General features: G+C 48.7%; 9 protein-coding genes. 7 read left to right on the forward strand and 2 right to left on the reverse strand.

What is annotated here, in order from left to right; translation table 11 throughout:
* The first annotated feature begins 27 nt into the window (after window positions 1–27).
* The 3 genes from tilS to ftsH are packed head-to-tail and all read left to right on the forward strand — an operon-like array spanning window position 28 to window position 3,917.
* Window positions 28–1,479 carry a tRNA lysidine(34) synthetase TilS gene (gene tilS / locus B5F87_RS00790; protein WP_087275376.1) on the forward strand — a complete coding sequence of 484 codons (1,452 nt, stop codon included), beginning with the start codon at window positions 28–30 and terminating at the stop codon, window positions 1,477–1,479.
* A 16-nt stretch (window positions 1,480–1,495) separates the two neighbouring features.
* Window positions 1,496–2,071: a hypoxanthine phosphoribosyltransferase gene (gene hpt, locus B5F87_RS00795; protein ID WP_087275378.1), complete on the forward strand. Its 576-nt coding sequence runs from the start codon at window positions 1,496–1,498 to the stop codon at window positions 2,069–2,071.
* Complete coding sequence (gene ftsH, locus B5F87_RS00800; RefSeq protein WP_343215697.1) at window positions 2,064–3,917, forward strand: ATP-dependent zinc metalloprotease FtsH; 1,854 nt, start codon at window positions 2,064–2,066, stop codon at window positions 3,915–3,917. The genes hpt and ftsH overlap by 8 nt, the downstream gene beginning before the upstream one ends.
* Before the next feature lie 779 nt (window positions 3,918–4,696).
* Here the strand turns inward: ftsH and B5F87_RS00805 are convergent.
* Window positions 4,697–6,142, reverse strand: coding sequence for a nicotinate phosphoribosyltransferase (locus B5F87_RS00805; RefSeq protein ID WP_087275379.1), 1,446 nt, complete (start codon window positions 6,140–6,142; stop codon window positions 4,697–4,699).
* A 4-nt stretch (window positions 6,143–6,146) separates the two neighbouring features.
* Entirely contained in the window at window positions 6,147–6,578 is a 432-nt protein-coding gene (locus B5F87_RS00810; RefSeq protein ID WP_087275381.1) for an SH3 domain-containing protein, read from the reverse strand.
* 472 nt (window positions 6,579–7,050) lie between these two features.
* Here B5F87_RS00810 and ileS point away from each other — a divergent pair, with 472 nt between their 5' ends.
* The 4 genes from ileS (at window position 7,051) to B5F87_RS00830 (ending at window position 14,928) form a co-directional block, all read left to right on the forward strand.
* A complete protein-coding gene (gene ileS / locus B5F87_RS00815; RefSeq protein WP_087275383.1) occupies window positions 7,051–10,206 on the forward strand; it encodes an isoleucine--tRNA ligase in 3,156 nt (1,051 codons plus the stop codon).
* An 18-nt stretch (window positions 10,207–10,224) separates the two neighbouring features.
* The gene (locus tag B5F87_RS00820; RefSeq protein ID WP_087275385.1) at window positions 10,225–12,663 is read left to right on the forward strand and encodes a glycogen/starch/alpha-glucan phosphorylase; all 2,439 of its coding nucleotides are present in this window, start codon (window positions 10,225–10,227) and stop codon (window positions 12,661–12,663) included.
* A gap of 318 nt (window positions 12,664–12,981) precedes the next feature.
* Window positions 12,982–13,644 carry a cobalamin-dependent protein gene (locus B5F87_RS00825; protein ID WP_087275387.1) on the forward strand — a complete coding sequence of 221 codons (663 nt, stop codon included), beginning with the start codon at window positions 12,982–12,984 and terminating at the stop codon, window positions 13,642–13,644.
* A gap of 48 nt (window positions 13,645–13,692) precedes the next feature.
* Entirely contained in the window at window positions 13,693–14,928 is a 1,236-nt protein-coding gene (locus B5F87_RS00830; protein ID WP_158096902.1) for a PocR ligand-binding domain-containing protein, read from the forward strand.
* Window positions 14,929–14,931: the final 3 nt, after the last annotated feature.

Below are 14,931 nucleotides of genomic sequence, written 5' to 3' on the forward strand. Positions count from 1 at the left end.
TCAAAAAATAGAGGAAAAGGATAAACGATGTGGGAAGAAGTTCATGGATTTGTAAAAGAAAATCACATGCTGGAGGACGGGGATTATGTTTTGGCGGGACTATCCGGCGGGGCGGACTCCGTATGTCTGCTGCGGTATCTTCTGTGGGCGCAGAAAAAAATACATATTAAGATAGCAGCGGTACATGTAAATCATCAACTCCGCGGCAGTGAGGCAGAGAGAGATGAAAGATTTGCCGGAAGGTTCTGTGAATACTGGCAGATTCCTTTTGCAGCGGTAAAAAGAGATGTGGCAGAAGAAAGCGCGCGGCGGCGCTGCTCTCTGGAAGAGGCGGGACGGCTGGCGCGCTATGACTGCTTTGATATGTTCGCCGGAAAATGGGGATGCAATAAGATCGCCGTCGCCCATCATAAAAATGATCTGGCGGAAACTGTGCTCTTCCGTATGGCGAGGGGAACCAGTCTGAGAGGGCTTGCGGGGATTCGTCCGGTGACCGGAAATATTATCCGTCCGCTTCTGTGCCTGACAAGGGAAAAAATCTGCGCCATTTTAAATGATCTTGGACAAGAATATGTGGAAGACAGCACAAATATGGATGACGCCTACAGTCGTAATTTCATCCGGCACCGTCTGCTGCCCGATATGCGGCGGGTGAATCCGGCGGCGGTGGAGCATCTGGCGCATATTTCCCGGCAGGCGGCGGAGATCATGGATTATCTCGAGCCGGCGTTTCAGAAGATTTATGAAGAAAATGTGCTCTGGAAAGAAGATTGCTGTTTGCTGCCCTTGGAAGCGGCGGCGCTGATGCACCCGGCAGAGCTGTCCGAGACCGTGCGTCGCATGATCGCCGCCATGGCGGGAGGACAGAGGGATATCTCTGCGGTACATGTTGAACAGGTGGCAGGACTTTTCGGCAAAAGGCCGGGAAAATATCTGGAATTGCCTTTTGGGCTTACGGCAGAGAGAAAATGTGAGGGAGTTGCGCTGCTGCGCAGGGAAGCGTATCTGCAATCCAGAAAAGATGCACGGCAGAAGGCGGAAGAAGAAGCAGTTCGGCCGCAGCGGGTAGATATGGAACGTCTGGAGAGGGAAGGTTCTTATGAGATAGATTTTCCCGGCGGAGGGCATATTTCTTTTCGCCTGGAAGAATTTCATGGCGGTGATATCGAAAAAAATGATTGTGTGAAATACTTTGCTTATGATAGAATAAAAAGTACTCTTTGTTTAAGGAGCCGTAAAACCGGCGATTATTTTGTTGTAGACAAAGGGGGACGGCATAAATCTCTGAGACGCTATTTCATAGATGAAAAGATTCCTGCCGGGGAGCGGGATGCGAAGATTCTTTTGACAGAAGGCTCCCATGTGCTGTGGGTGCTGGGAGGAAGAATCAGCGAAGCGTACAGAGTGGAACCGGATACCAAAACGGTGCTTGTCGTCCGGGCAGAAGATAAAATTATAAAAAGTAACAGTGTGAAATGAGAAATGGAGGATAACAATGGCCGATAAGATCAGTGTGCTGATACCGGAAGAAAAAGTAAACGATAAGATTAAAGAGCTGGGCGAACGAATCAGCGCAGACTATGCGGGAAAAGAAGTACATTTAATCTGTATTCTGAAGGGAGGCGTGTTTTTTGCCTGTGAGCTGGCAAAGCATATCACCGTACCGGTTTCCCTGGACTTCATGCAGGTTTCCAGTTATGGCAATGCCACCAGCAGCTCGGGAATTGTCCGTATCAAGAAAGACCTGGACGATTCCATGGAAGGAAAAGAAGTGGTTATTGTGGAAGATATTATTGACTCCGGGCGCACGCTGCATTATTTAATCCCTGTCTTAAAACAGAGAAATCCGGCCAGTATCCGTCTGTGCGCGCTGCTGAACAAGCCGGACCGCCGGGAAGTGGAAGTACAGATTGATTATCTGGGCTTTGATATTCCGGATGAATTTGTTGTGGGCTATGGTCTTGATTACGCGCAGAAATACAGAAATCTTCCATTTATCGGAGTTGTAGAACCGGACGCCGCCGATAATGCGGAGGCAGAGCCGGAGAGGAAAGGAGCAGTCATTGAATAAGAACTTTAAAAATTTTCTCGTTTTTCTGATTGTGATGCTGCTGATCTATTCTTTTGTAAGTTATTACATGCAGCGGAATCTGGCTTCCAGCGATAATGTATACACTTATACTCAGTTTGAGCAGGATCTGTCGGAGGGAGAGATTCAATCCATAGAAATCATGCAGAATGAAGAAGTCCCTACGGGAACAGTTAACGTGAACTTTGTCGGAGGGGAAGAAGAATCTCTGCATGTCACAGACGTTAATGAAGTCATTACCGATGCGAAACAGTACAATGTCACCTATGTGGTGTCAAATGTAAACCGTGCCGGCGGGCTTCTGACAGGGATTCTGCCGTATGCCCTGCTGATGATCGTCATGTTTGTGTTTATGTTTCTGATGCTGGGACGGGCTGCAGGCAGCGGCGGCAATGGAAAAATGATGAATTTCGGAAAAAGCCGCGCGAAGATGCAGGATCCGCATGTAAAGAAAGTGCAGTTTAATCAGGTGGCGGGACTCCAGGAAGAGAAGGAGGAACTGAAGGAAATTGTGGATTTCCTGAAGAATCCGGGCAAGTTCATTGAGGTGGGAGCCAGAATCCCGAAAGGTGTTCTTCTGGTGGGCCCTCCGGGTACCGGAAAAACTCTCCTTGCCAAAGCAGTGGCAGGAGAGGCTGACGTGCCGTTTTTCAGCATTTCCGGTTCTGACTTTGTGGAGATGTTCGTCGGCGTCGGCGCTTCCAGAGTGAGAGACCTGTTTGAAGAAGCAAAGAGAAATTCGCCGTGTATCATCTTCATTGATGAGATCGACGCCGTGGCGAGAAGAAGAGGCACGGGCCTTGGCGGCGGTCACGACGAGAGAGAGCAGACCTTAAATCAGCTGCTGGTGGAGATGGACGGCTTTGGCGTCAATGAAGGAATCATTGTCATGGCGGCCACCAACCGGGTGGATATTCTGGATCCGGCGATTCTGCGTCCGGGTCGGTTTGACCGCAAGGTGGCGGTGGGCCGCCCGGATGTGAAAGGAAGAGAAGAGATTCTCCGGGTGCATATTCAGGGTAAGCCGCTGGCGCAGGATGTGGATCTGCATCAGATTGCCAGAACGACGCCGGGATTTTCCGGAGCAGACCTGGAGAACCTGATGAATGAGGCGGCGATTCTTGCGGCAAGGCATGACCGTCGTTTTATCAAGATGGAAGATGTGCAGAAGGCGTTCATCAAAGTGGGGATCGGCACGGAAAAGAAAAGCCGTCTGATTCCGGAGCTGGAGAAAAAGATCACGGCTTATCATGAATCCGGCCACGCTATTTTATTCCACGTGCTTCCGGATGTGGGACCGGTTTACACAGTTTCCATTATCCCGACAGGAGTCGGCGCGGCTGGATATACCATGCCGCTGCCGGAGAATGATAACGTGTTCAATACTAAGAGCAAGATGATTCAGGATATCAAAGTAGGTATGGGCGGAAGGATCGCTGAGGAGCTGATCTTTAATGATGTGACCACGGGGGCGTCTCAGGATATCAAGAGTGTCACGGCCACAGCCAGAGCCATGATCACGCAGTACGGCATGTCCGAGAATCTGGGCTTTATCAACTATGAGGAAAACAGCGACGAGGTCTTCCTGGGAAGAGATCTGGGACATTCCAGAAGCTTCAGTGAAGAAGTGGCGAGCCAGATTGACAGAGAAGTGAAGAAACTGGTAGATGACTGCTATGCAGACGCAAAGCGGATCATCCTTGAGCATATGGATGTGCTGCATGCCTGTGCAGCTCTTCTCATTGAAAAAGAGAGAATCAACCGCGAAGAGTTTGAGGCACTCTTTGAGAACCGTGAAAATGCGCCGATACAGGGCGCGCAAGTATAATAACAGAACGGGGCGGCCGCGCTGAATCAATTTCAGTAGTCCGCCCTGTTTTTTTGTATGATGTAAAATGTTTTTCTTGTTAATTTAAAGTCATAAATTTTTGCGTTTTTGACTTTTTGCACAATATTTCTGATAAAATATTGTTGTAAAGAAACGTAAAAACAGGGTAAAATCAATAGAATTGTGGCAAAAACGTGAGAAATGCAGCGGAAAACGATAGAAATTCAGATAATATGACCAATCCGTGTCGAAAACACTCTATCATGCACAAATTTTTTTGTTAAAAAAATATTTTTTTGTGCACACTTATTTAATAGGGAATGCTATTATAATAGACGTAACCCCCCCCAATACATTATATAGTTTTTGCTACACCCAATAAGTAACAAAAATACCTTCTCCAAAAAAGGATGGCGTTCGGAATTGCCATCCTTTTTTCGTGCGTAAAATATTGGCCGGCTGCCGGATGTGAAGCGCCGGATGCTGACATATAGTAATCATTCTTATTGTCAGATAGTTTGGAAAACTTTGACATGTATTTTGACAAAATGCATAAAAAAACCAAAGGAAATAAATAAAGTTTATGCACACTTCAGGAGAAACAGATGCTATTATAATAGACGTAACCCCCCCAATACATTATAGATTTTGTTGCTAATAACGTAACAAAATACCTTCTCCAAAATGGGAGCGGCATTCGGGGCCGCTCTCGCAAATACATGTATAAAGCCAGAAAAAGTGGCGGCCAGTCGATGGCTGCCACTTTTTTCGTAATATTATTATTTTTCGTTTTCAAGCAGCCGGCGCTTCAGATCAAAGAGCGGCTGGGATAAATCTACGTATACGGTCTGAGGATTCATCAATCTGCGGTTTTCATCCCATAAGGTATTTAATTCTTCCTGGCAGACACTCTTAATGCTCATGGTATCCGGAGATTCATATACGCATTGGCCGTTCAGGAAGACCGGAACCAGAAGTTCCCGCATGTGATAGGTTCCGCCCGGTATGGTGGACTTCTTCCAGGTGGAGATCGGGTCGAAGATCTTCAGATCCTGGGAGACGTCGTAGGTCTCTCCTGCCAGACAAATCAAATCCGCCTTGATCTTCCGGGTTTCTTTGTCATAGATACGGAAGATGGTTTTGTTGCCCGGATTGGTGATTTTCTCCGGGTTCTCGGAGATTTTGATCTTGGCGGTAAACTCTTCCTCACCCGGCTTCTTGATGGCAGCCAGCTTGTATACGCCGCCGAAGGCCGGATTATCCGCGGAGGTGATCAGGTTTGTTCCCACACCCCAGGAAGTGATGGCGGCGCCCTGAGTCCGCAGGCTGTCGATCAGATACTCGTCCAGATCGCTGGAGGCAGAGATGACCGCATCGGTAAAGCCGGCGTCATCCAGCATCTTTCTCGCCTTCTTGGACAGGTACGCCAGGTCGCCGCTGTCCAGACGTATGCCGTAGAATTTGGAATGGATACCCTGTTCGCGCATCTCTTTAAAGACGCGGATGGCGTTCGGTACGCCGGACTTCAGCGTATCATAGGTGTCCACCAGAAGAATGCAGGCGTTCGGATACATGTCGGCGTAGGTCTTGAAGGCGGTGTATTCATCTGGAAAACTCATGATCCATGCATGGGCGTGAGTACCCTGCACCGGGATGCCGAACAGCTCGCCGGCCAGTACATTTGACGTGCCGGTACAGCCGCCGATGACAGCCGCCCTTGCTCCGAGAGTTCCGGCGTCCGGTCCCTGGGCTCTGCGAAGACCGAATTCCATTACTCCGCCGCCGGCAGCATAATCGACCCGGGACGCTTTTGTGGCGATGAGACTCTGGTGATTGACGATATTTAAGATCGCCGTCTCCACCAGCTGCGCCTCCATGATCGGGGCGATGACCTTGATGAGCGGTTCCTTCGGGAAGACAACGGTGCCTTCTGGTATGGCATAAATGTCGCCGCTGAAATGGAAGCCTGCGAGATAGGACAGAAAATCCTCGCGAAAGATGTGCAGGCTTCTCAGATAATCAATATCGTCATAAGAAAAACTCAAGTTCTTTACATAGTCAATGACCTGAGCCAGACCGCAGGTGATGGCGTAGGCGCTGCCGCTTGGATTGGTGCGGTAGAACATATCAAACACAACCGTATCGTTATTGCCGTTCAAAAAATAACCCTGCATCATGGTCAGCTCATATAAATCAGTCATCATTGTCAGGTTGCTGGAAAACATAATCTTACTCCTCTGTTCCGACACGAATCGTCGATTCACCCAGACGGGTGATGTATTCGTTGTTTACATATCCTCTGTAGCTTTCGTATTCGCCGGTCTGCACTTCTACCAGTGCGTAATCTGTATCTTCCACAAACTCGATCAATCTCAGATGTGTCATAGGTGTCAGGCTGGCAATCTCATCAGAATCACTGCTTGGTCCATCCCTCAGGGTCAGAGACTGATGTACATCGGCCACGTAAATGTCCTCGCTGTTTTGTTCCTCCTCTGTAGAGGCGTTCTCCGTCTCTTCTGAATCTTCCACGGTGGAAGGAAGGCTGATGGAGCTCATTGCCTGCTGGCTTGGGATTGCAAAATAGAGAAACAGAAAACCGGAGAAAATAACTCCCGCGATAAACACAACACAAAGAAAAGAAACAATGAATTTTCTAATCATGTGGACTCCTTTCCGTCATGGTATTTAAGAAGAAATCAGTCGGTTTCTTTCTATAATAAAGTGTAGTATTCCCTTATGGCAGATGCTTCTATGCATTTAACACAAGGTTTGTCTGCTATTTTACCATAATATTATGAAAAACGCCACCGATTTATAATTGACATTTTTGCGCAAGTAGTATATGATGATACAAGTGTCAAAAAAGTAAAAAACAAAGACGGAGACAGTAAGCATTTCCGAACGCTCCCAGTGAGGCGGGGACAGTGCGAACCCGCTGCCAGTAAGAGATTGCCGAACATCACTCCTGAGTTGCGCCGCTGAAGGGTTTTAGTAAGCGACGACGGAATCTCACCGTTATAAGAGAGACATATGATAGTATGTAAAGGTGGTATAGTGAAACGCGTGTGCTTTCATCCTGTTACGGATGGGAGCTTTTTTTATTTCACGGAAACATCAGTGACAGGAGGAAAAAATGTATAAGAAAGTTTCAACGAATCTGAACTTCGTGGAACGGGAAAAAGAGACTGCGAAGTTCTGGAAGGACCATGACATTTTCAAGAAAAGTATGGAACAGAGAGAGGGCTGTCCGACCTACACATTTTATGACGGACCGCCAACCGCCAACGGCAAGCCGCACATCGGCCACGTGCTGACCCGTGTCATCAAGGACATGATCCCGCGGTACCGCACCATGAAAGGATACATGGTGCCGAGAAAGGCCGGCTGGGATACCCATGGTCTGCCGGTGGAGCTGGAGGTCGAGAAGCTTCTGGGCCTGGACGGCAAGGAACAGATCGAGGAGTACGGTCTGGACCCGTTCATCAGCAAATGTAAAGAATCCGTCTGGAAGTACAAAGGAATGTGGGAAGACTTTTCAGGGACCGTCGGTTTCTGGGCGGATATGGATAATCCGTATGTTACCTATCACGACGATTTTATCGAGTCCGAGTGGTGGGCGTTAAAGACCATCTGGGACAAGGGCCTTCTTTATAAAGGATTTAAGATCGTTCCGTACTGTCCAAGATGTGGAACCCCGCTGTCCTCCCACGAGGTGGCGCAGGGCTATAAGGCTGTCAAGGAGCGCTCCGCTGTGGTACGTTTCAAGGTGGTGGGCGAGGACGCTTACTTCCTGGCATGGACCACCACGCCATGGACCCTGCCGTCCAACGTGGCGCTCTGTGTGAACCCGGAGGAGGATTACTGCAAGGTAAAAGCTGCCGACGGCTATACCTACTATATGGCAAAAGCCCTTCTTGACAAGGTGCTCGGCAAGCTGGCCGAAGAAGGTGAGAAGGCGTACGAAGTTCTTGAGACCATGAAGGGAACGGATCTGGAACGCAAGGAATACGAACCTCTCTTTGCCGCAGCGGGCGTTGCTGCTGATAAACAGCACAAAAAAGGATTCTATGTGACCTGTGACGACTATGTTACCATGTCCGACGGTACCGGTATCGTTCATATCGCGCCGGCCTTCGGTGAGGACGACTCCAAGGTGGGCAGAAAATACGATCTGCCGTTCGTACAGTTCGTAAACGGCAAGGGCGAGATGACGGAAGAGACCGATTATGCCGGTACATTTGTAAAAGACGCGGACCCGATGATCTTAAAAGACCTGGACGCGAAGGGACTGCTCTTTGACGCGCCGAAGTTCGAGCATGATTATCCGTTCTGCTGGAGATGTGACACACCGCTGATCTACTATGCGAGAGAGTCCTGGTTCATCAAGATGACGGCGGTGAAGGAAGACATGATCCGCAACAACAACACCATCAACTGGATTCCGGAGTCCATCGGAAAGGGACGTTTTGGAGACTGGCTTAACAACCTGCAGGACTGGGGCGTATCCAGAAACCGTTACTGGGGTACTCCGTTAAATGTATGGGAGTGCGAAGGCTGCGGCCATATGGAAGCCATCGGAAGCCGTCAGGAGCTGGCCGACAGAAGCGGCGATCCGGAAGCAGCAAAGGTAGAGCTGCACCGTCCATATATCGATGAGGTGACATTTACCTGTCCGGACTGCGGTAAGACCATGCACCGTGTACCGGAGGTTATCGACTGCTGGTTTGACTCCGGAGCGATGCCGTTTGCACAGCATCACTATCCGTTCGAGAACAAGGAACTTTTTGAGCAGCAGTTCCCGGCGCAGTTTATCTCCGAGGCGGTGGATCAGACCCGTGGATGGTTCTATTCTCTGCTGGCAGAGTCCACTCTGCTGTTCAACAAGGCGCCGTATGAGAACGTTATCGTCCTCGGTCATGTGCAGGATGAGAATGGACAGAAGATGAGCAAGAGCAAAGGAAATGCGGTGGATCCGTTTGATGCTCTGGAGCGTCACGGTGCAGACGCCATCCGCTGGTATTTCTATTCCAACAGCGCGCCATGGCTGCCAAACCGTTTCCACGACGGTGCGGTGACAGAAGGACAGCGTAAGTTCATGGGAACTCTCTGGAATACTTACGCATTCTTTGTACTGTATGCGGATATCGATTCCTTTGATCCGACCCAGTACACGCTGGATTATGAGAAGCTGTCCGTCATGGATAAATGGCTCCTGTCCCGCCTGTACTCCACCGTAAAGGCTGTGGATGATAATCTGAACAACTACAAGATTCCGGAGACCGCTAAGGTTCTTCAGAGTTTTGTGGACGACATGAGTAACTGGTATGTGCGTCGTTCCAGAAGCCGTTTCTGGGCAAAAGGCATGGAGCAGGATAAGATCAACGCCTATATGACGCTGTATACAGCGCTTGTGACTGTCGCCAAGGCTGCGGCACCGATGATTCCGTTCATGACGGAAGATATCTACCAGAATCTGGTGAGAACGGTGGATAAAAATGCACCGGAGAGTATTCATCTGTGCGACTTCCCGGAAGTAAAGGAAGAGATGATCGACGCGCAGCTTGAAAAAGACATGGCGGAGGTTCTCGACATTGTCGTTCTCGGCCGTGCCGCAAGAAATGCTTCCGGCATCAAGAACCGTCAGCCGATCGGACAGATGTTTGTGAAAGCCGACAGTGATCTGAACATTTTCTATAAGCAGATCATCGAAGAAGAGCTTAATGTGAAAAATGTTGAATTCAGAGAAGATGTTTCCGAATTTGCCGGATATACGTTTAAACCTCAGCTCCGTCTTCTGGGACCGAAATACGGCAAACAGCTGGGACAGATCAGTAAAGCGCTGGCGGAGATTGACGGAAGCGCTGCGAAAAAGCAGCTGGATGCCGAGGGCATTTTGACAATTGCAGTGAATGATGGTAAGATTGATTTGACTCCGGAGGAACTGCTCATCACAACGACACAGAAAGAGGGATTTGTATCACAGGAAGATCGTGGGGTTACTGTTGTGCTTGATACGAATCTGACGCCGGAGTTGATTGAAGAAGGATTTGTAAGGGAAATCATTAGCAAGATTCAGACAATGCGGAAGGAAGCTGGTTTTGAAGTGACCGACCACATTGTGGTCTGCGAGAGCGGCAACGATACGATCAGGGCAATTATGGCCGACAACGCGGACCTGGTTAAACGGGATGTATTGGCAGAAGAGATCGTTTTCGATGCAGAGCGGGGATATTCCAAGGAATGGAATATCAACGGCGAGAAAGTACAGCTTTCCGTGGAAAAAAGATGATGTAGGAGGATTCCCCAATTGATTAAGAAAACAACCTTTAACAAGAAGAAGTTCAAAAAAGAGGTGGAGGCAAACACTCGTGTGCTGTTCCGCCGGACACTGGAAGAGGCAACTCCGCAGCAGATTTATCAGGCGGTAGCCTACTCCATCAAAGATGATATTATTGATAACTGGATCGAGACCCATAAGGCGTATGCCGCTCAGGACAAAAAGACGGTGTATTATATGTCCATGGAGTTTCTTATGGGCCGTGCCCTGGGTAATAACATGATCAACCTGACCTGCTATGACGAGGTCCGCGAGGCTCTCGAGGAGATGGGTCTTGACTTGAACCTGATCGAAGATCAGGAGCCGGATGCGGCTCTCGGCAACGGCGGACTCGGCCGTCTGGCAGCATGTTTCCTGGATTCCCTGGCTACTCTGGGATATCCGGCATACGGCTGCGGCATCCGCTACCACTATGGTATGTTTAAACAGAAGATCGAGAACGGCTATCAGATCGAGACGCCGGATGACTGGTTAAAGAACGGCAATCCGTTTGAGATCAGAAGAGACGAGTACTCTGTTGAGGTGAAGTTCGGCGGCTATGTGGATGTGGAGAATCACAACGGACGGTCTAAGTTCGTGCAGAAAGGATATCAGAGCGTCCGCGCCGTACCGTATGATATGCCGGTTGTGGGCTATGGCAATCATATCGTGAATACTCTCCGTATCTGGGATGCGGAAGCAATCAATACTTTTAATCTGGATTCTTTTGATAAGGGTGAGTATCAGAAAGCAGTGGAGCAGGAAAACCTGGCGAGAACCATTTGCGAAGTGCTTTACCCGAACGATAACCATATGGCAGGTAAGGAGCTTCGTCTGAAACAGCAGTATTTCTTCATCTCCGCTTCCGTGCAGAGAGCGGTACAGAAATACAAAGAGACTCATGATGATATCCGTAAGTTCCATGAGAAAGTGACCTTCCAGCTGAATGATACTCATCCGACGGTGGCAGTTGCCGAGCTGATGCGTATTCTCGTGGATGAGGAGGACCTCACATGGGAAGAGGCGTGGGATGTGACCACAAAGACCTGTGCTTACACTAACCATACCATTATGGCGGAGGCTCTTGAGAAATGGCCAATCGAGCTGTTCTCCAGACTGCTTCCTCGTGTATACCAGATCGTGGAGGAGATCAACCGTCGTTTTGTCATGGAGATCCAGGCCAAATATCCGGGCGACCAGGAAAAGGTACGCAAGATGGCAATCCTTTATGACGGACAGGTGCGCATGGCTCATCTTGCCATCGCCGGAAGCTTTTCCGTCAACGGCGTGGCACGCCTGCATACCGATATCCTCAAGAAACGCGAACTGAAAGATTTCTATGAGATGATGCCGGAGAAGTTCAACAACAAAACCAACGGTATCACTCAGAGAAGATTCCTGCTTCACGGAAACCCTCTGCTGGCTTCCTGGGTAACCGACAAGATCGGCGACGACTGGATCACAGATCTCTCCCATATCGGCAAACTGGGCGTTTATGTGGACGATGAGAAGTGTCAGCAGGAGTTTATGAACATCAAATATCAGAACAAGGTTCGCCTTGCAAAATATATCAAAGAACACAACGGCATCGATGTGGACCCTCGTTCCATCTTTGACTGTCAGGTAAAGAGACTTCATGAGTACAAACGTCAGCTCATGAACATCATGCACGTTATGCATCTTTACAACCTGCTCAAAGAGCATCCGGAGATGGATATCGTGCCGCGTACCTTTGTTTTCGGCGCCAAGGCGGCGGCAGGCTATGATACAGCCAAGCTGACCATCAAGCTCATCAACGCCGTGGCAGACCGTGTGAACAATGACCCGGCCATCAACGGCAGAGTGAAGGTTGTCTTCATCGAAGACTACCGTGTATCCAACGCAGAGCTTATCTTTGCGGCGGCCGACGTCAGCGAGCAGATTTCCACCGCTTCCAAAGAGGCGTCAGGAACAGGAAACATGAAGTTCATGCTGAACGGCGCGGTGACTATCGGAACTATGGATGGCGCCAATGTGGAGATCGTGGAAGAAGTTGGCGAAGAGAACGCTTTCATCTTCGGTATGTCTGCGGAGCAGGTTATGGAATACGAGAAGAATAAAAACTATCATCCGGCTGATCTGTACAACAGCCATGATGATATCCGCCGGGTAATGACCCAGATGATCAACGGCTTCTATTGTCCGGAGAATCCGGATCTGTTCCGTCCGCTGTACGATACTCTCATGCAGAAGGATATGTACTTCATTCTGGCAGACTTTGAATCCTACAAAGAAGCTCAGAAGAGAGTGGAAGCGGCATACCGCGATGAGAAACGCTGGGCGCGTATGGCGATGATGCAGACTGCTCACTGCGGCAAGTTCTCCTCTGACAGAACCATCGAAGAGTATGTACACGATATCTGGCATCTGGAGAAGGTAGAGCTTCGCTGATACTTTTTGTAATGAGACAGAATGCCGGTATACGGTTATAAGAAACAATAAAATACTGTAGTTTATTGTAAAGAAACCGAGAGAAAATGAAAAATCAGGTAAATATTTACCGTGAGAACCATTTTCTCCGGTTTCTTTTCTTTTTTTGCCAGAAGCTATCTATTTCTTGAATAAAATTAGTCGTATTCTACCAGGAAAAGTTGTGGAATATTTTGGATAATTAAAAAAGATTGTAAAATATACGATAATAATTTGCTTTTTCATGCAAAAAAGTATAGAATAAGGATAAATGAGTCCTTTGATGCGTGGAGGAGAGAAATGAGCGCGATTATTGATGAGATTATTGATTCCCTGAAAAAAGGACAGGGTAAGCGGGTGACAGACCTGGTTAAAATGGCGCTGGAAGAAGGAATTTCCGCCCAGAGCATTCTGGAAGACGGATTTCTGGCGGGAATGGGACAGATTGCGGAGAAGTTCCGACGGGAAGAAGTAGGAGTCCCGGAGATATTAAGTGTCACAAGAGCGCTTGACAAGGGGGTGCAGTCGCTCAGAAGCTATACCGGCAGCAGCAATTCCAAAGAGGTGGGCACGGTTGTTCTCGGTACAGTAAAGGGCGATATGCATGACATTGGAAAGAATCTTGTGAAGATGATGATGGAAAGTAAGAATATTCATGTTGTCGATCTGGGAGTGGACGTTTCTCCCCGGCGGTTTGTGGACGAGGCCATTGCCAGCCGGGCGCAGATCGTATGTATGAGTGGAATATTATCCAAATCAGGGGAAGATATGCGTGCGGTTGTGGAAGCATTTGAAGACAGGGGCATTCGCAATCGGGTGTATTTTATGGTGGGCGGATATTTTCTGGATGAGCAGCAGGCGAGAAAGATCGGCGCCGACTGCTATACGGAGGATGCCTGCGCCTGTGCGGAGAGGGCGTATCAGTATTTGATGAAAAAGGGGAGAAGAAAGCGGTATCAGTAAAGCTTGCCGGGTTTTGTGAAGTGACTACAGTGGATGGAGGACAGATCGTTGGCAGATAGAAATAATATTTATATTGAAGATGTCATAGATGTGAAAGAGCTGCAGAATTTGCAGGATAATTGGGCGAAGGCGACCAATCTTGCGTTTGTCAGTGTAGACTGTAACGGAACGCCGATAACAGAATACAGTAATTTCACTCCTTTTTGTGAAAAACTGCGGGAGATAGACGAGTTCAGGGAGAGGTGCCACTACTGTGACGCCTGCGGAGGAAGAAAGGCCAAGAGAATCGGGAAAGCGTATGCCTATATCTGCCACGCCGGATTGATCGACTTTGCGATTCCGATCATGATAAAGGGACAGTATGTGGGAGCGATCCTTGCCGGACAGGTGACCAGTACAGATTTTCAGGATCTGAAACCGATTACGCCTGCCAGCAAGGGATGGCAGGAAAATGAAGAGCTCATGAAGCTTTATAAACAGGTGGCGGTCATGCCGACGGAAAAAATACTGGCGGTGGCGCAGATTCTCTGCGACAGCTACAATTATTCCGTGGAGAAACAGTACGCCAACAAGGTGGATGCGGAGCTGCGGGAGAAGGATCTGAAGCTCATCAAGGAGGAGAAGCTGCGCATTGAGATGGAAAAGGCTCTGCGCGAGATAGAGCTTAAAGCTCTGCACTACCAGATTAATCCGCATTTTCTTTTTAATGTGCTTAATACCATCGGCCGCCTGGCATTTTTTGAAAATGCCAAGATGACGGAAGATGTGGTCTATGCGTTTTCTGATATGATGCGGTATATTCTGCGCAAAAGCAGCCAGCCGCTGAGTTCCCTGGGTGATGAGATTGGTTATGTGGTCAATTATCTGAAAATACAGAAGATCCGTCTGGGAAGCAGGATGCAGTACAGCATCGATGTGCCGGAAGAATATTATACGGTGAAGCTGCCGTTCCTGTCAGTGACAACCATCGTGGAGAATTCCATCAAACATGCGGTGGAGAACCGGGCGTCCGGCGGCATGATTCAGGTGAAAGCCCACAGGGAAGATAAAGATCTGTATGTGGATATCATAGATGACGGCGACGGGATCGCGCCGGAGAAGATCACCAGTATTCTCCGGGGAGACGCCTACAAGAATGAAAAAGAAGGAGCCGTGGGGATTTATAATATCAACAGCCGTCTGATCAATCATTTCGGGCATGAATATGCCCTCATGATCGAGAGCGAGAACAAGCCGTCCATGGGGACGAAGGTGACCATTAAAGTGCCGTTGAAAAATCAGTAGAAA

It is taken from the genome of Eubacterium sp. An3 (genome assembly GCF_002159465.1).
In the GTDB taxonomy this organism is placed as follows: Bacteria; Bacillota; Clostridia; order Lachnospirales; family Lachnospiraceae; genus Anaerobutyricum; species Anaerobutyricum stercoris.